This window comes from Bacillus sp. UNC438CL73TsuS30 (assembly GCF_000482325.1).
Classification (GTDB): Bacteria; Bacillota; Bacilli; order Bacillales; family Cytobacillaceae; genus Neobacillus.
The window spans coordinates 1395563-1414480 of the sequence record NZ_KI535295.1 but is presented as its reverse complement, the minus strand read 5'-3'; the positions used below and the strand labels follow the sequence as shown (position 1 = coordinate 1414480).

Below are 18918 nucleotides of genomic sequence, written 5' to 3'. Positions count from 1 at the left end.
AAAACTACTAGTTTTTAATTCTATCATACATAAGGGATAGCATATGAGTAAATGTTGAATAATTGGTAATAACACACAACACAAGCCAATATTTGGGTATGATTTTGAAGAGAGGAAAAAGGGAAAATTGATTAAATTAGTTATCGTTTCAGTACCAAGAATTTCAAAAACCTCATTTACATATGGTTATACATAACCTACTCCTTATCATAGTGATCACCATGATGATTTTCTGACAGTCTAAAGGAATTATTGCCCTTTATTTAATAAGTAATATCCAATCACCAGCATCATAAAATTTATAAGGCCAGCTGAATTTTCATGAAAACATTGCATAGCTCCCGCTCTCGAGGTTTTTGGAGGATTGAATTTCGTTTATTATTCATTTATAAAGGAGTGGAAAAGGTGAAAAAATTCAGTTCTTTCGCTGGTACCGTTACCATGATACAAAATTATTTAGTAAATTCAGAGGAGGATTTAAAAGGGTGTTTTAAGTTAATGTCCTTATTAAGAGGAGATGGTTCAATCGTAAATTTCGTTATTAGTTCAACAACCTATTTTTTGGACCGTGTTATGGTTTCAGTTGGAGATCATGTAACTGGTTTTTATGATGTCAATCTACCCGTCCCTCTAATTTATCCACCACAATATCAGTGGTCTTTTACTTTCCATATATAGAGAAAGCTATGATTAAAACAATAATGTCTGGGAACAATTTAAACAGCTAAATCAAGCAACAAATTTCCAACTATGTCAGATCCATAAATCGGTATTTTATTTAAACTAACCACTAGATTTTCGGATAAACTGATACTTTTAAATATACCAATTATTTGCTACTATTACTCCATAAAATACTCTAATTTAAAAAGGAACGATACATATGCGATTTAAACCAAACTATGCCCCAGGACCAACGGACGTACGTGAGAATGTACGCTTAGCGTTAGCTAAAAAAACAAATAACCCTGATTTTGATAAAGAATTCATCCACTATTACCATGAGGTGTGCCAAAAGATGGGCCAGGTCATGGGGACTACAAATGAAGTACTGCTGCTTGCCGGAGAAGGGATTCTAGCTTTGGAAGCTGCCTGTGCGAGCTTAACTGAACCTGGTGACCGTGTCCTTGTACTCGATAACGGTATATATGGTGAAGGTTTTCAATATTTTGTCAAAATGTATGGAGGAGAACCTGTTCTCTTAAGTTTTGACTATCATAAAGACATACCTGTTGAAGAATTACGCAACTATTTAGAAAAAGATCATAACTTCAAATATGCAACATTTGTTCATTGTGATACACCAACTTCCATCTTAAATGATGTTAGTCAACTCTCTCCCCTGCTAAAAGAATATGGCATTCTAACAGTGGTTGATTCAGTAGCTGGTATGGTTGGTGAACCAATCGATGTCGACCAAAATCAAATCGATATTTGCTGTGGAGGTACTCAAAAGTCGATCTCCGCACCTGTTGGCTTAGCGATCGTTTCCATTAGTGAGGATGCTAAAAAAGCGATGAATAACCGTATAACACCAATTGCTTCCTATTATGCGAACCTGCAAATTTTCGAGGGATATCTTGAAAAAGGAACCTTGCCTTATACGATGCCTGCTGGCAATATTGAAGCTTTAGATGTTGCCTTGGACAATATTTTAAAAGAAGGGCAAGTGGCGGTTTATGACCGACATGCGAAAATTGCGAACGCAGTAAGGAAATCTATTCAAGAATATGGACTAACCTTATTCTTAGAATCAGGAGCCTCCAATACGGTAACTGCCGTCATCATTCCAGAAGAAATAGGCGCATTACGATTACAACAACACATCCAAGAAACATACAATCTCTTCATTGCTACTTCTTTGGCGCAATATGAAGATGTGATCTTGCGTATTGGTCATATGGGTGAAAATGCCTACGTTGAAAAAGTTCTTTCTGTATTAACCGTGATCGATCATGGCCTACGTGATTTAGGTTTCAAAGGAAAGGGTAATCTTGGACAACTATTCTTAGATGCCTATAGAGAAAAAAATTAAGAACAATTAAAGAACCTACTCTTTTTTAAGGAGTGGGTTTCGTTCATAATTAGGGGTTTTTTTTAAAAATCTTGCTCCCTTATGGTTTCCATCTCATTTCCTATTAAAATAAAATTTTTTTCCTAAATTAAGTAACCAGCGATAGTAAAACATAAGCGGAGTTTTTTCCGTTAGATGCGGAATGGAGCTCTTTTCGGGGAAAATAAGGGAAGGTTTTCCGATTATGCAAATCAAAATCCCCCTTTTTCACGTTTTTCGAGTAAATAAGCGAAATCTGTACGTCTATTTTAGCTATTTTTCATGATAATTTCTAATTAAGCGAAATTTTTCCGTTTATTTATTTGATTGGGTGCTTAACCTGATCCCCCAACCGATAAGAGCGAATCCTTTTGATCCCAGATGCGGGAATCAACATCTTTTTGTCGACCAGTTGAGAAAGTACTTTTTTTACCGTCTTGTCACATAGCTTCAAATACTTCTCAACTTCTTTAGGGGATATGTCTTCTCCTTTCCGAATCGCTAGCCGCAGCACTTCCTTTTCGACAAAGGACAAAGATGTCTGGTCCAATTCATCACCTAGCCATTGGCCAATCACTTGCTGAACAATCTGTTGGCATCGACGAGGCTTTTCCTTTATTTGGTCATAAGAAAATCGAATCACGGTCCATCCGTCAATCACCAACTGGTTTTGACGTTCAAGGTTGTCGGAAAATTGCCATCTGCTTATGTTCTTTAGGTGAGGGCCATACCCGTCGACCTCAAAGCAAATCCGGATGGCGGGACGAATATAAGCGAAATCCAAATACCTTTTGCCACCCGATAAGCTAACGTTTTACTCCACCAGGGGATTGACCCCTTGAACACTGCGAAAAGCCCTTCTTAAAATCAGTCCATTTATATGGTAAAAATCTCAGAAAAAAAGCTTGTCAGTAAGGCCATTTTTAGGCTTATCGACAAGCTTTTTACGTTCACTGGATCCTTTAAAATGTCTATTGCCTCTTTTCTTTTGCGTCCAAGATTTCAAAGATCCTTATAGTAAAAAAAGTAGACAAAAATATGTCCACTTTATTTTGTAAGATAATAAATATTTTTCCTATTAACAGTATTTTCAGCGTTTTGTTTCTGTTGTTTTTTATACTTCTTTTCGTAATTAACAAACATTGAAACATTAACTAAAATTCCTGCAGCAATGGCTAATTGAATTAGCGAAGATCCTCCATAACTGACAAATGGTAGGGGGACACCAGTAAGTGGGATGAGGCCAGAGATGCCAGCAAGATTAACAAAAGCTTGGATGCCAATCATGCTTGAAATACCGATAGCTAGTAAACTTCCAAATGGATCTTTGCATTGCAATGCAATATAAATCCCTCTTAACACTATATACGCTAATGTAATGATTACAAAACCAACACCCCATATTCCTAACTCTTCAGCAATAACAGCCATAATAAAGTCTGTATGTGATTCTGGTAAATAACCAAGCTTTTCGATTCCTTTTCCCAATCCTAATCCATTTATTCCACCATTACCAATTGCTATGTATGAATTTACAAGGTGATATCCAGAGGTTTCTTGGAACTTAAATGGATCTTTTAAAATTTCAAAACGATTCATTCGAGTTGATGTGAATATTTTATTATAAAAAAGAAGAAAAAATGGTAACAGTACTATAACACCAAGTGTCCCTAGTTTCGATAAATTTTTAATATTGATTCCAGAAGAAATAATGATTGCTCCAGAAAATAATAAAATAAGTTCAACTGTACCGAAATCCGGTTGAATGGCAATTAATATACAAACTACTCCTAAATAAACTAAAGGAGGTATAACCCCTTTTTTAAATTCATTTATATATTCCTGTTTTTTAGCATACTGTGCAGATAAATAAATAATCACACAAAGCTTAACAAACTCTGCAGGCTGAATACTAAACGGTCCAATTTTAAACCAACTTTGTGCATTCCCAGCTACATGTCCAAAGAGAAAAAGAGCCATTAGTATAAAAATGGATGAAAAAACAATCGTTATAAGTACTTTTTTGCTTTTCAAGGCTTTATAAGGGAATAAGGCAGTGATAACAAAGAAAAAAGCACCACATAGTAAAAATAATTTTTGTTTCTGATAGAAATAATCACTGGAAACTCCATATCTTTCTACAGCAGTAGCCATGCTCGCACTATAGACCATGATTAAACTAAAGAGAGATAATAAAGTTATCGCAATAATTAAAGTATAATCATAGGATTTCACAATTTTCTTAAACATCATTGCCTCCTCTTTATTAATTTCTAAAAAATTTTTAGTAGTTTTGTATCATAAATTATGACGAAATCTTACTTTGTATATGAAAAGGTAATTCCGGCTTTACTATAGCAAAAAAGTATTAGGATTTTATTACAAATAAACTATAATTTGATTATTTTATGAATCGAGTTAAAAGGAAGACGAAAAAAACGAAAAACACCTTAAATATAAGGTGTTTTTATTTAGCAATAGGTAGTAACACTCTTCAAAAGGAATGATTTTCTTTCAATTGATTGAGAAAATTGCACGTAAAGTAGCAGGTGTTATTTGCTTAATTTCAAGAAGTGTGTTTAGGCAAATTAGAAAATAAAAACGATTGAACCTTGGCATCATACGATTATAAGATATTGATATTAAACGACTAGGAAATACATCCAAATCGGCAAAGAGCTCCTTTGACACCAACATAAGGCTCTTATCTGTATTTCAACATAAATATTTCTAATCATCTTGATCAGTTCATATCGCGGTTTAAAAAAGTAAATAGATGGGGCACTCGATCAATAAAATATTTATAATGATGCTCTGCATTTTTAACCACTTTAAATTGCGAATAAGGAATTTTATTCTTTATTATTTCAAATACTCTTTCATTTGATTTTAGGAATTTCTCACTTACAACATGATCATTTTTAGCTTCTTTGTCCCCGCAATCCATATAAAAACTTTTAATATGTGACAAATTAGACTCAAATAAAAGTTTCTCAATTTCTTCCTGGTTGCGGTAGAACGCACAGGAAATTCCCGCTACATGCTGAAATGCTTCAGGATAAACACAAACAGCATATGTTGATATAAGTGCTCCGAGAGAGGTACCCGCAATTGCGTTTGCGTTTTGCAAGGTGCGATACTTACTATCTATAAATGGAATAAGCTCATTCACAATAAAATCAACATATTGTTTCCCCATACCTCCTGTTGTACTAGGTTTTCCTAGGACATCTTCACAATATGCACCATCCGCCCAAGGACAATACTCGTTTAATCTCTCTTTGCTATTTTGATGGATGGCAACTACAATAACATCCAATTTTTTATCATTGAGGTACTTTTCTAAACCTAAAGATACCCCACCTATTGCTTCACGATCATTAAATACGTTTTGTCCATCATGCATATATAGCACGGGAAAATTTGTTTGTGTAGATTGATAATGATCCGGCACATATACTCTTATTTTCCTATTTTCATTGAATGCATTTATAGGAATAGAATGAAATTCCAACATTGTCTTCCCTCACCTTTGTTTATGATTCGTAATCCTTATTGAACTTTAGTGGATGGACATATAAATTCATACTTGTATTTTTATAGTTTGGTAAAATCATAGCCTGTCCAAAAAGCCCCTATATGATCATATTTTATCAAGAGAAACAAATTTAAGAAAAGCTCCTTATCTTATTAGCTAAATATCCCCAAGCAATGACAAGAACTGTTATAGCAGCAGGAATCAATAAATGGTAATCGTGAGGAAGAATATACTCAAATTTTGGTTCTCCTACCATCATTTCACCTGCTGTCCAAGCTAATATTCCAGCACCAGCATAAGAAATGATGGGGTACTTTTCCATTGCCTTTAATATCATTTGGCTGCCAAAGATAACGAGAGGAATACTTACAATAACTCCAATCATGATACCGGCTATATTTCCTTCAACCGCACCAGCAATAGCTAGTACATTATCAAGGGACATGATGGCATCAGCCATAATAATGGTTCTCACAGCAGAAATGAAACTTGCTCCCCCTTCTCGATGAGAGTCATGATCTTCACCGATTAGAAGTTTTATAGCAATATACACGAGAAGCAGACCACCTAAAAAAGTTACAAAAGGTAATTTTAGTAGGTAAACAATTGCTACTGCAAAAATTAAACGTAAAATAATAGCTCCCACTGTTCCCAAAAAAATGGCTTTCTTTTGTTGCTTCTTTGGAACATTACGTGATGCCATCGCAATTACAACTGCGTTATCCCCGCTTAATACAATATTGATTAAAATAACCTCCAAAAGAACCGCAAAAGACAAACCAAAGATCTCCAATCTATTCACCTCTGGAACAAGCTAACTAAGTCATTATATTAATTTGAGGTAAATAAAAGACTCGATTTTAATTACTTGCAGCTAAAAAAAAGCCTATTCAAGATTTATTGTTCTTGAATAGGCTTTTTTGTTTTTGAAAAAAAACCCCATTAAATACGGTTCACCCTATCATTCTCTTTATGAGGCCGAAATCTATAATTTTATTGGCTGCCCCTCAAATGCTTTAACCTCTAATGGGGCAGTCAAAAAGTCTTTTGCATTTGCTACGAACTTGGTAAAGTGCTCGCTTGAGTTATGCTTTCCAACAGCTTGCATATCCTCCCAAACTTCCACCATTGTAAATACATTTTCGTTTTCGGTATCTTTTTGAAGGCGATAGGAAATATTTCCGTTTTCTTCTCTTGATGCAGCAATTAACGGCTGAATTTCCTCTAGAAACAAATCCTGTTTCGCTGGATTTATATGGAATGTGGCATGAATAATAATCATCGAACGTCAATCCCTTCTTATTTAGGTTTCATTACTTCCATTGCGCGACTTGATCAATAGGCAGACGAACCGATGGGTGTCCGTTATCTGCTGCTTTACCAATCGAGATTAACATAACCGGAACATAACGTTCTTTATCCAATCCAAATGCTTCCGCAATTTTGTCTTTTTCATATCCGCCAATTGGATTTGTATCGTATCCATAAGCGCGGGCAGCAAGCATCAACTGCATGGATACAAGTCCGCCATCTACTAAAACAATATCTTCCATAGCTTCACGTGAAATCGTTTCAAAATAGCCTGAATAGGCAGCGTGAATTCTTTCTTTTACTTCTAAAGGCATTAATCCCTTCTCTACAGCTGCGCCATAGATTTCTTCAAATTTCTCAAAATTATTCAAATCACCAAATACGGCAATAACGGCTGCTGATGTTTCAACTTGAGTTTGGTTAAAACGTGCCAGTGGGGCAAGTGTTGCTTTTGCCTCAGGACTTTCAATTACAAGAAAGCGCCATGGCTGCATGTTAACAGAAGAAGGAGCACGTGTTGCTAATGTAAGAATTTCAGTCATTTCTTCATGGCTGATTTTCACGGATTTATCATAATTTTTAATGGAGCGGCGTTCTGCCACAATTTTATTAAAATCATTCGTAACTTGTGTTGTAGTCATAGTAGTCATAGTTATATTTTCCTCTTTTCATTATGAGTATATTATTTAAGTTCTTTAAACAATTTTAATCATTTTAGACAAAAATATTATAAAATGCCTAAAATGTTATCTGTGTATAACCTTACTCCACTTTCTTTTCGTTGTAAACTGAAAAGAATTGGAATATCAGAATTTGAATGAACACCATTGGATTATGATATAATTTTCCTGATAAAGGGAGTGGTAGTTTGAGAAAAATTGCACCTGATGAAAGACAGATGATGAGAAAAGCCTATGTAAAAAAATTAATCCATGTCGTTCGGACTCAAGGATTCCTTTCCCTTACCATTCAAGATATCGCAAATACGATGAATTTAAGCCGGGCTTCCTTGTATAACTACTTTTCTTCGAAGGAAGACATTATTATGGAGCTGACGAATCTCTGTATTGATTATATAAATGAAGCTGGTCAAACCATTTCCAATGAAGAGTTATCCTATCCCCTTCGTTTCCAAAAAGTGTTTGAACAAGCTGTTCTTTCAGCTGTCTATGCTTCAGATCTTTATTTGACTGATTTAAAAACAAGCTGTATCCATCTTTATGAAAAAAAGATGCACTCAAGAAAAGAGCAATTATCTGCGATTCGTACCTTTTATCGAAATGGCATGAAATCAGAAGTATTTAATCAATTGAATCCCTCGATCTTAATTATTCAGGATGAAGCTGTACTAGGGAAATTGGTGAATACAGCCTTTTTAGTGGAAGAAGAATTATCATTGAAACAGGCTCTATTGGATTATTATGTAGCGAAGAAAACCCAGGTCCTAAAGCCCGAGTACTTGCAAAACACGGAAAATGAAGATATTCATGCGATGGTAGAAAACATCCTCAAAAAGCTGACAGCCATCTAAGGACTCTTACGCCTTGGTAAGGGTCTTTAGTAATTTTTGATTTGGAGCTATACGTTTGTAAACGAACTTTTGAAAGGAATACATTGAGTTCCCTAATTAAGTAACCAGCGAAAGTAAGAAATAAGCGGAGATTTTTCCGTTATATTCGGAATGGAGCTTGTTTCGGGGTAAATAAGGGAAGGTTTTCCGATTATACAAAGCAAAATCCCCCATTTTCACGTTTTTCGAGTCAATAAGCGTAATCTCTTCCTCTATTTAAGCCATTTTTAATGAAATTTTCTAATTAAGCGAAATTTTTCCGTTTATTTACTTGATCGGGCGCTTAACTCTTCCGGAAAATCTGTCACTGAGCAATGATTAACCAAAATGGGAAGTCAATGATAATCGGAATCAACAATTTTTTCATTCGAATCTCAAATTCCCAAATAACACCATAACCATAAATGCTAAAAAACAGGATATGCAATTTGACCCAATTCGCGCTACATATCTAGAGTGTTCCGTAAAATAAGCAGAAATAGGAATAGCAACCCAAGACACACTAAGGATAATTTGGACTTTTTGGGGAAATCTACCTAATTATAGGCTACGCTTGGAACAATTGATTTCCTAAGCTTCAAGACGGCTTGTAGGCTTACGCGTGAATCCGTTGTGGATTACGTAATAAAACTACGCTTAGCAAAGGGGACCGTAGTAAATGAATCAGATTAAAATAAACGCTTCCCAGCTTTTCGTACTAGTATTTTTATTTGAAATGGGTAGTTCCATCCTCTTTGGTCTTGGAGCAAATGCAAAACAGGATGCATGGATTGCTGTTTTATTAGGGTTAGCAGGTGGTTTGATCGCCTTCTTTGTTTACTATCGTCTGTTTCTTTTTTACCCAGAATTAATTCTAACCAGTTATATACAAAAAATTGCCGGAAAATGGCCGGGCCGGATTATCGCCTTTTTCTATATCATCTACTTTATCTATATTGATGCAAGAGTATTACGAGATTTTGGGGAACTCTTGGTAACGACTGTTTATACAAGTACTCCCTTATTCATCATCAATTCATTGATGGTTTTGACCATCATCTATGGCGTTCATAAAGGTTTAGAAGTCATCGCAAGAGTGGGACAGATTTATTTTGGCATTGTATATTTAATGGCCATATTTGGATTTTTGTTAATTATTTTTTCCGGGTTAATTCATTTTGAATTTCTTAAGCCTATCCTTGAAAATGGCTGGAAACCAGTATTTAATACGGTTCTCCATGAAACATTTCTATTTCCTTTTGGAGAAATACTTGTTTTCACGATGATATTCCCCTTGGTGAATGAACCGAAGAAAATAAAATTTGTTTGCATTGGCGGGATGATTTTAAGTGGGATTAATATTACCATTACTGTGATTATTACGATTTCAACTATTGGTCCAGAACTTTATACCCGTTCAAACTTTCCATTGCTCACTACCGTTTCAAGAATTCAACTGGCAAGTTTTATCGAACGGCTGGATGTTCTTTTTATGCTCTACCTTATCATTGGAGGTTTTTTTAAAATATCACTGTATTTCTATGCTGCAGTAGCAGCTACATCGGATCTATTTCAGCATAAAAAAATGGAAAAGCTGAGCTTTCCCATTGGATTGATTATTTTATTTGCATCCTTAACCGTTGCATCGACGTTTGCTGAGTTTATTAAAGGACTAAAATTTATAATAATCTATTTAAATTGGCCTTTTGAAATAATCATTCCAAGCCTCTTACTGCTTATCGCATTCTTTCGAAATAGGAAGAAAAAACCTGATACGAATATAAATTAAAAAAACAGCCATTTATGTCGCTACTACTATTTCGCATAGTATTTTATGGTTCATCTATTTGAACTGGTTACCGAGTATTCGGGAGAAAATTGTATGCAACTAAGAGAGTTTAATAAAGGGAAATAACAAGAAGTTTAATTTCGAATACATACCCCGGTAATGTGGACCCGGCTGCTTTTGGACCATTGTTTATTGATTCCTTTTATTATTTCTTTTTATTAAAATAAGTATTTCCCAAAACTCCAATTAGAATAAGAGCTGCATTTATGATTGCAGGAGAAAAGCTAACCTGTTTGTGCTTTTTACTTTGTATTTTTATGATCGTTATGTAAGAATTTGTTTTAGCGGAAGCTTCCTCTTTTTGATGAGCTGTGACATTACACGTTTTTTTGAAAAGGAGGTCGTCATACCGCTTTCTTTTTCCTACATTTTTTAGCGTTTCATATGCTTCTTTCACTCTTTTAAACTGTTCTTCATTCCCTTTTTCCGTATCTGGATGTACTTCTTTTACTTTTTTTCGATAAGCTTCTTTAATTTCATTATAAGTTGCATCATAGGGGACGTCTAAAATACGATAGTAATTTGCATTAGATCCCATGTATTTTTCACCCTCTTTGGTCAGATAGCTCCCACTTTTACGTTTTATTTCTTTCAAAATAGTATTCTGGTTCTTTATAAAATATTCGTTTTAAATACATCCTACTATGCATTTTCCATTTATCATAGGTTTAATTACCTCCCTTGGCAATATATGTAAATGGGAGATGTGCTATTTAAACATAAGGAAAGAGAGTTTAATGAATTCAACGAAGCAAATTATCTTTTGAACGAAATATCGAAGCTCAAATCAAAGGCAGAGCAATGGGAACCTTTTGTTCTAAAATAACCAAAAAAACCGCATCAGTGAAAAAATGCACCGTGCGGTATGTTATGATGATAGTTGACGGGACTGCGTGGGAATCAAACCCACCAAATCTGTCACGCAGATATCATCCAGATTCTTACAATAAATCACATAGCGTACCCCAGATTGTTGGGAAATGGACTCATGATGCTCCCTCCATGGTTATAGACACAGACCAATTTTCTCTTCTGTTATACCTGTTTGGTCGTCATAAATAACCTTGCCCCGTAAAATCGTTTTTTTTATTTTGACTAAAAATTCCTTATTCTCATATGGGGAAAATTTATTCCGAAAACCAAAGGATTTTTTATCCGCAAAAGTCGTTTCATCCAATCGGATCAACACTAAATCAGCATCCAATCCCGGACGGATCCTCCCTTTTCGATCCGCAATTCCAAATCGTTCCGCTACACGTGAGCTCCCTAAAGGCAGAATATGTTTTAGTTTTATTTTTCGCTTAAAAGCCTCATCGAGCATTGCAAGCCATGTAAATTGTACTCCTTGAATTCCGCCCCAAGCATTCCAAATGGTGTCTGTTGTTTTCATCGTATAAAGACAGGGGGAATGATCGGATCCAATCGTATCAATCATCCCCATCGAAAGGCATTCCCATAATCCTTCGACCTCTTCCCGAACCCTTAGCGGCGGCGCACATTTAAGAATAGCTCCTTGCTGCAAGAAATCTTCTTCATCAAAAATAAGATAATGCGGGCAGGTTTCTAGCGTTACGTTTACGCCGCTTTTTTTAGCTAGTTCAATCTGTGCGACTACTTTTGCGGAACTTATATGAACAAAATGAATGGCTGTTCCATATTTTGCGGCAAGGTCTAAGGCATAATTTACAGCCTTTTCTTCTGCTGCAATAGGTCTGCTCATCAAAAAGGCTTTTCGTTCATTTATACCAGGTCGTTGCTTATAAGAAGTAGTCAGTCTCACAATCTCCTCCTCCCATTCCGCATGGAGGGCAAGAATTTTATTGTGTTCCTTTGCCACTTGCATCGCTTGTTTTAAACCCTTCGGTGAAGCCAAAGGAAAATCCTTAATTCCGCTTTCACTCATAAACGCTTTCCATGCAATAATTCCATTACTCATTTGTGCCAATTCTGCCCGGCTTTCAAGATTTGTGCCTGTCAACCCTCCCCAAAGAGCATAATCAACATATGATAGAGAGGTTAAATAATTCTTTTTTTCTAGTAGGTTTTGGTAGTTAGTAATAGAAGGGGAACAATTGAGCGGCATATCAAAAATGGTGGTTGTTCCGCCCATAGCGGCTGCACGGCTGCCTGTCTCCATTCCTTCCCAATCGGTTCGTCCCGGATCATTAAAATGGACATGGGCATCAATAAAACCGGGAACAACAAGACAGCCGCTTGCATCGATGACATTTTTGTTTGTTCCTTTCAAAGGTTCAGCTTCATCATTTACTAGGGAGTCAATTCGCTCATCTTTGATTTTTATGCTTATTTCCTGAAATCCAGCATCCGTAAAAACCAGACCATTTTTTACCCATAACTCCGTTTCCATCTGTTTCACCCTAACTTCCTCGGTAAGTACTGTAGCCCCCAGGAGAGATTAACAAGGGAACATGGTAATGAGTCTCAGGTTGGGAGATTCCAAAACGGACTGGAACACACTCAAGGAAAGATGGGTCCCCCATTACTGTTCCGCTCTTCCTGAAATACTCTCCAATGTGAAACCGAATTTCATAGATTCCTTTTTTCATGGACTCCCCCTCCAGGAGCGGCTGGTTTACTCTTCCATCTTCATTTGTATAGCGATTCTGTAAGAACTCAAACTGATGACCTGCCCCCACCAGCCATAATTCCACTAAAACCCCGCTTGCTGGCCTTCCTATGCTCAAATCCAGAACATGGGTTGTCAGCTTTCCTGTCATTCGCCTGACTCCCCATTATTCTCCACATCCTCGCGTGTCAGAGAAAATCGTTGAAAGCCAAAAGGCGGGCGAGGCTCAGTGAATACTTTTCCTTCTTCTGATGCTAAAATTTCGTCTAAGACGGTTTCCCATGTCCTGTTATTGGACTCGAAGCGAACCTCTACTAATTGCGGGAAACGCTGCAGTATCCTTTTACCGATCCGATAAATTAGGTTTTGGATGGAAGGAGAGTTTTCTTCATGAAAAATGGTACAGGCAATATCTCTTACCTGCTCGGCTGCCACATATCCCTCCAGTGTATTTCCTTTTGCATCCTCCATATCCTTATAACGCCAATCAATATTTAAATAGATAAATAGCGGACGGTCATAGGATTCTGGCAGCGTCGTATATTCATCCTTCACGTAGCCGTAAAAAGAACTACCCCTCACCTTTATAAGTTTAAGCCCCTTTAAACTGCTTATTTGGTCAGTTGTAGCTATTCCGTCCTTTGTACGTTTCACTTCAACAGATGCACAAGCTTGCTCATTTAAAGAATAACGAAACACCAAAGGACTTGGCGCGAAACGATCCTTGGCTGGTACGGGAAGCTCTTCAAAGGGAATTTGCTCGCCGGACATCTTGACGCAAGTCATTTGTGGATACTTTTCAAGAAAGCGGCGACCTACAAATTCCAAAAATCCTTCTTGAGTTGCCCCCCCATAATCCCCAGCATGCTTGAGAATAAAATTTTTCATGGAATCAGTTGCGACAACTACCGTATTGTCGCCTTCTCTAAAGGAGGAAAGAAATGCATCTCCTTCCACTGCCACCTTTACATTCATTCCAAAAAGGATATTCTCGCGCCTCGTAAAGGCTGATTCAGGGATGGACCGAACCGTTGTAAGTGGCTTTGCATACGTACGATAAACCCAAACAGCTTCTTTTCCATAACTCATGATTCTTTGCATTTACTCATCTCCTTTTTCAAAGATATCGTTTAGACGGAACCCGGCGATTTTATAAACCTCATTTATTCCGGTAATACATTCAACCTCATAGTTACTGTCCACCCGTTCTTTCATCGCAGAAAGAATTGAATCTTTGTTTTGTCCCTTAACAGCCATGATAAAAGGAAAACCAAATTTCTTAACATATCTTTGATTAAGCGAAACAAACTCCTCGTATTCATCCCTCGAAAGTTTATTTAAGCCCACTCCTGCTTGTTCTTTTTGAGAAACGTCCGACATTTTTAATTTGGTTCCGAGATCGGGATGGGAACGGAGCAGTGCCACTTGTAAAGGTTCCTCTGCATTTTGGACCACTGTAATCATGGCTTGGAAGAGTTCTTTACATGATTGAACTGGCAGACGCTCCCATGCTTTCTCTGCCACCCATGGGGAGTGTTCAAATATCCAACCAAAGGTGTTAACAAACTCTTCTTTGTTCATTTGATTGACTTTCTGAAATGTTAATCTTCCTATATCATTCATCTCCTTTTCTCTTTGCTTGGGCTAGCAATAAAGCGAGCATCCCCCTGCCTAATCATGACTGGTTCATGTTTTCATTTTTCCCAATAATATCCAAAAGACGAACGATCATCAAAGGTTTACTTTAATATATAAGATAGAAGTGGTTGTTATGTCAGATTTTCCTTTTATGGAAAAAGCCATTGAGATCGCACTTTAGAATGTGTTCAATAGTCACGGCGGACCCTTTGGGGTGATCGTTGTGAAAGATGGGAAATGGTACAAGTCGGAATAAAGTAACGTCCTCTAATGATCCCACTGGTCACACCGGGGTTCAAGCCATTCGAGATGCTTGTCAAAAAATACGAATGACTTTTAGCTGACTGACTGGAGATTTATAGCATCTGCGAGCCTTGTCCAATGTGTATTGGCGCCATTTATTCGGCTTGGCCAAAGGCTGTTTATTTTGCCTGTACCAAACAAGATGCATCTTATTCGTGGCAAACTCAGCCGATGGAAATTATATTTTTACTCATTGACATAAACTGAGAGGCAGTTTCTCGATTAAGATCATGGTAGGAACCCCTCAAACATTGGAAATTAAGGTTTTCCTGCTTATGTATGGTTCTCTATTGAAGCTTCTAATTGGTGAGGAAGAGTAAGAGAATGCACTGAATTTGATAATAATAATCTGGATGATAATGAAATGTTTCTATTTCTCTATCATCTCTTAACGAATTAATAATTATTTAAGATTATATGTTACCACTTAACAAAGTCGCTTTTACCACCAACAACGTATATTCTTCCTATCGTTTACTTCAAATCAAAAAACTTAAATTTGCAGTTTATAATAAAAAGAAGAAAGCACTCAAATTATTGCCTTCTGCTTTCAAAACTGCAGCTATTTAAGAAACCGGTTCACCTCACCTAGTTAAGCATTGAACGATTTATCTTACTGATACAACTATTTATGTCGGAACCTTCCGAATAATTACATCCCATATTATCAAATCCTCTCGTAGAATATGCGTTTTACGAACAATTTGAAAGGGACAAGTTCCTTTTTTTATCGGCTGTAGTGAGGTTCCACTTTGAATAAAACACTGCCTCTACTTATGATTCGGTTCAGCGTAACGCAGATAAATGAGGTTCTCTTGAATTTTGAGAATGCTAAAATCAAAGTTTAAGTAACTAGCAAAATTAAAATAAACGGAGATTTCCGGTTATTTGCTAAATGGGGATTTTTCCGGGGTAAATAAGGGTAGATTTCCGATTATTCAAAGGAAAATCCCCAATTTTCACGTTTTTTGAGTCAATAGGCGGATTTCTCCGTTTATTTAAACCATTATTTTTATTATTTATAAATTAACAGGATTTTTCCGACTATTTATCAAGTTGAGTGATTTGGTGCTTTACTTGATCTCCCAACTGATAAGTGCGGACTCTTTTAACCCCCGATGCGGGTATCAACAACTTTTTATCGACTAATTGAGATAGTACTTTTTTTACCGTCTTGTCACTTAGCTCCAAATACTTCCCGACCTCTTTAGGGGATATGGCTTCTCCTTTTCGAATCGTTAGCCGAAGCACTTCCCTTTCGAAAAAGGACAAAGATGTTTGGTCGAGTACATCACCTAGCCATTGGCCAATCACTTGCTGAACAATCTGTTGGCATCGACGAGGCTTCTCTTTTACTTGGTCATAAGAAAAGCGAATCACAGTCCATCCGTCAATCACCAACTGGTTTTGGCGTTCCAGGTTGTCGGAAAATTGCCATCTGCTTATGTTCCTTAAGTGAGGTCCATAACCGTCAACCTCAAAGCAAATCCGGATAGCGGGACGAATATAAGCAAAATCCAAATACCTTTTGCCATCCTTAAAATCATCGACTTCATATTCTGGATGAAGATACTTGAAATGGTAAAATAAAGGCCACCACACTTGCTTCAAAAACAACATTTCAGCTTGTTTATGACCTTCTTGTAAACGCCTCAGCCGTTCACCTGTTCTTGCCTGCAAGTGAGCATTCATAAAAGCATGGTATTCTTCTTCAAATCCCATAGCACCCCTCCTCATATCCAACAGTCATAATTACTGATAAATCGTTTCAAGAAATTTAGTGGATGAACGCCCCAAATTATACAGTTAATCTAAATGGCTTAACTTAATTGGAAACTTTTTAATAAGAAGGTCGACATCATGGGCTGCATATATATTGGACGCCACGATTTTGATTTGAAATTCAAGCGCGATTTTTAAAATTAATGAGTTTTAATGCGAGTGAAAAAAAAAGAGGTTTTTTGAGGCTTCAAAAAATTTCGGGGTAGCTAATATAAAAAGACATTTAGGAATAATTTAACGACAGAACTACTCTTAGTTTAATAGAGTTACTAATTTTGTCAATCTATTTCATTATATTAAGACAATATCATTCATATCATTTCTAATTCTATTTAGAGAACTTTGCCTCCCCAAACTTAAGGAGAGGCATATGGATAAAACCCTCATTTACTTATGGTACGGTTCCCCGTGATGTATCTAAATGAGGTTTGAAAAATCGTACTCTTTTATTATGTGATTAAAAATATACAATTAAGCTTTTCCTATTGCTACTTCGTCAGTACTATCTTTTATCATATTAATAATTAGCTCAAGCTTAGGTTTATACTCTTGGTCCAATTCTATCGCCTTTGTATAGTCTTTTATGGCTTCTTCTTGTTTTCCCATACTTTTATAAACATTTCCTCGATTTTTATATGCCACCGCATAATCTGGGTTAACCTGTATCGCCTTTGTAAAATCCTTTATTGCTCCTTCTTGTTTTCCCATAATATTATAAACATTTCCTCGATTGTTATATGCCATCGCATAATCTGGGTTAACCTCTATCGCCTTTGTATAGTCCTTTATGGCTTCTTCTTGTTTTCCCATGCTATTGTAAGCATTTCCTCGATTGTAATATGCCTTCGCATAATTGGGGTTAACATCAATTGCTTTTGTATAATCTTCTATCGCCTCTTCTTGTTTTCCCATACTATTGTAAGCATTTCCTCGATTGTAATATGCCTTCGCATAATTGGGGTTAACATCAATTGCTTTTGTATAATCTTTTATCGCTTCTTCTTGTTTTCCCATACTTTTATAAACAATTCCTCGACTGTTATATGCCTCCGCATAATCTGGGTTAACCTCTATTGCTTTTGTACAATCTTTTATCGCTTCTTCTTGTTTTCCCATACTTTTATAAACATTTCCTCGTAAAACATATGCAATATGATAGTTAGGATTATATGTTATAGATTTCTCAGCGTCCTCTAGGGCTTTATCTAGTAAATTAATTTCTCTATAACCATTACTACGCATAGCATATGATTTTGACAATATTAATGGGTCTTGCTCACTTTTAATAATTTCTGTGAGCTCATTTATCTGTTCTTCTATCTCTTCAAGTTGGTTAATTTGTTCAAACCTTATTGTCCACTCTTTTTGAATTTCAATTGCTTCATTTAGTCTCTTGTTCTCATTGCCAATTTCTTTTATTTCTCGATTTTTGCTCGACAAACTAAATAAAACAAGTCCTAAACTTGCAATCGTTAAAGCATTACTTATCGATGATGAGCTTATTGCAAGCGTGAAAGTATCGTTTATCTTCATCAATATCTCAATTAAAATTCTATGTATGACTTTCAATTGAAGAATTTGAGGGATTGTTATCGTAAATAATATTCCTAAAAATAACATTAAGCCACTTTTTTTAGTTAACATGTCATATAGAGTGAAAAACACTCCGGAAAAAGCGAACGAAATCAAAAATGAAACATTATTAAATGCTCCAACGAATGCAAATGGAATTAACAAAAAGAAAGAGATAGCTACATAATAAATGAATGTATTAGCCGAGTTATCATTTTCTTTTAAAAGTATTGTATCCTTTAGTATGTTAAAAATATAAATCCCTTCTCTTCGTCTAAAATATGTAAATCTCTAACCCTATCATATTATTTATTATATAATTTGAAAAGCGATCTCCCAAAAAAGTGAATTTTAGTTAATTTTATAGTAAATTATGGTAAAGTATTGAAATTATTTAAGTTAAACATTTCTAAACAATTTACCCAAAACAAATGCCGTTATTTTGACGGCATTTGTTTTAACCCTCATTTACTTATGGTACGGTTCACCCCGATTAATCCCAAATCACTCATATTGAGTTTTAATTCACCTTGTCCGACGGTAAATTTCTCTTGACCTTTATCCAAAGTTTCAAGACACTTCTTGATTATTCCCTGTTCTGCAGCTAAATCCTCATGAACTGTCTCCAAATTTTCTAGCCTGACATTTGTATTTTGGATATCTGAAAGAATTTTTTCTAATATTTCTTCCATCTCTAAAACCTCCGTCTTTTGTCAGCCATTTTTCCAACTATCAT

The 18918-nt window shown here is 36.0% G+C and carries 18 protein-coding genes; 4 read left to right on the top strand and 14 right to left on the bottom strand.

From position 1 onward, the window contains the following. The first annotated feature begins 405 nt into the window (after positions 1 to 405). Together M028_RS30630 and M028_RS0120955 are read left to right on the top strand one after the other, a co-directional pair. Complete coding sequence (locus M028_RS30630) at positions 406 to 678, top strand: hypothetical protein (RefSeq protein ID WP_051591135.1); 273 nt, start codon at positions 406 to 408, stop codon at positions 676 to 678. Positions 679 to 883: 205 nt separating this feature from the next. After that, positions 884 to 2035, top strand: coding sequence for a pyridoxal-phosphate-dependent aminotransferase family protein (locus M028_RS0120955; RefSeq protein WP_026575601.1), 1152 nt, complete (start codon positions 884 to 886; stop codon positions 2033 to 2035). 337 nt (positions 2036 to 2372) lie between these two features. On the opposite strand, the gene M028_RS30625 is transcribed toward M028_RS0120955, so the two are convergent. The 6 genes from M028_RS30625 to M028_RS0120920 form a co-directional block, all read right to left on the bottom strand. After that, entirely contained in the window at positions 2373 to 2837 is a 465-nt protein-coding gene (locus M028_RS30625) for a DNA-binding response regulator (protein WP_231510848.1), read from the bottom strand. A 263-nt stretch (positions 2838 to 3100) separates the two neighbouring features. Beyond that, entirely contained in the window at positions 3101 to 4303 is a 1203-nt protein-coding gene (locus M028_RS0120940; RefSeq protein ID WP_026575600.1) for an FtsW/RodA/SpoVE family cell cycle protein, read from the bottom strand. A 493-nt stretch (positions 4304 to 4796) separates the two neighbouring features. After that, complete coding sequence (locus M028_RS0120935; RefSeq protein ID WP_026575599.1) at positions 4797 to 5570, bottom strand: alpha/beta hydrolase; 774 nt, start codon at positions 5568 to 5570, stop codon at positions 4797 to 4799. Between the two features lie 151 nt (positions 5571 to 5721). After that, entirely contained in the window at positions 5722 to 6369 is a 648-nt protein-coding gene (locus M028_RS0120930) for a TerC family protein (protein ID WP_231510847.1), read from the bottom strand. A 207-nt stretch (positions 6370 to 6576) separates the two neighbouring features. After that, entirely contained in the window at positions 6577 to 6873 is a 297-nt protein-coding gene (locus M028_RS0120925; RefSeq protein WP_026575597.1) for a putative quinol monooxygenase, read from the bottom strand. 31 nt (positions 6874 to 6904) lie between these two features. Next, entirely contained in the window at positions 6905 to 7543 is a 639-nt protein-coding gene (locus tag M028_RS0120920; protein WP_026575596.1) for a nitroreductase family protein, read from the bottom strand. Positions 7544 to 7770: 227 nt separating this feature from the next. Between M028_RS0120920 and M028_RS0120915 the strand changes: the two genes are divergently transcribed. Then, positions 7771 to 8433, top strand: coding sequence for a TetR/AcrR family transcriptional regulator (locus M028_RS0120915; protein ID WP_026575595.1), 663 nt, complete (start codon positions 7771 to 7773; stop codon positions 8431 to 8433). 697 nt (positions 8434 to 9130) lie between these two features. After that, entirely contained in the window at positions 9131 to 10240 is a 1110-nt protein-coding gene (locus M028_RS0120910; protein ID WP_026575594.1) for a GerAB/ArcD/ProY family transporter, read from the top strand. A 205-nt stretch (positions 10241 to 10445) separates the two neighbouring features. On the opposite strand, the gene M028_RS31580 is transcribed toward M028_RS0120910, so the two are convergent. From M028_RS31580 to M028_RS0120870, 8 genes are all read right to left on the bottom strand, one after another. Then, positions 10446 to 10895: a J domain-containing protein gene (locus tag M028_RS31580; protein WP_197031439.1), complete on the bottom strand. Its 450-nt coding sequence runs from the start codon at positions 10893 to 10895 to the stop codon at positions 10446 to 10448. A 411-nt stretch (positions 10896 to 11306) separates the two neighbouring features. Next, on the bottom strand, positions 11307 to 12668 hold the full coding sequence (gene allB / locus M028_RS0120900; protein ID WP_026575593.1) for an allantoinase AllB: 1362 nt from the start codon (positions 12666 to 12668) through the stop codon (positions 11307 to 11309). 10 nt (positions 12669 to 12678) lie between these two features. Next, entirely contained in the window at positions 12679 to 13038 is a 360-nt protein-coding gene (gene uraH / locus M028_RS0120895) for a hydroxyisourate hydrolase (RefSeq protein ID WP_026575592.1), read from the bottom strand. Then, positions 13035 to 13988, bottom strand: coding sequence for a factor-independent urate hydroxylase (gene pucL, locus M028_RS33670; protein ID WP_026575591.1), 954 nt, complete (start codon positions 13986 to 13988; stop codon positions 13035 to 13037). The genes uraH and pucL overlap by 4 nt, the downstream gene beginning before the upstream one ends. After that, on the bottom strand, positions 13989 to 14510 hold the full coding sequence (gene uraD, locus M028_RS33665) for a 2-oxo-4-hydroxy-4-carboxy-5-ureidoimidazoline decarboxylase (RefSeq protein WP_026575590.1): 522 nt from the start codon (positions 14508 to 14510) through the stop codon (positions 13989 to 13991). Between the two features lie 1362 nt (positions 14511 to 15872). Further along, on the bottom strand, positions 15873 to 16550 hold the full coding sequence (locus M028_RS30615; protein ID WP_035424240.1) for a hypothetical protein: 678 nt from the start codon (positions 16548 to 16550) through the stop codon (positions 15873 to 15875). A 531-nt stretch (positions 16551 to 17081) separates the two neighbouring features. Beyond that, positions 17082 to 18230 carry a tetratricopeptide repeat protein gene (locus M028_RS30610; protein WP_051591132.1) on the bottom strand — a complete coding sequence of 383 codons (1149 nt, stop codon included), beginning with the start codon at positions 18228 to 18230 and terminating at the stop codon, positions 17082 to 17084. Positions 18231 to 18646: 416 nt separating this feature from the next. Continuing rightward, positions 18647 to 18874 carry a hypothetical protein gene (locus tag M028_RS0120870; RefSeq protein WP_026575589.1) on the bottom strand — a complete coding sequence of 76 codons (228 nt, stop codon included), beginning with the start codon at positions 18872 to 18874 and terminating at the stop codon, positions 18647 to 18649. Positions 18875 to 18918 lie beyond the last annotated feature (44 nt).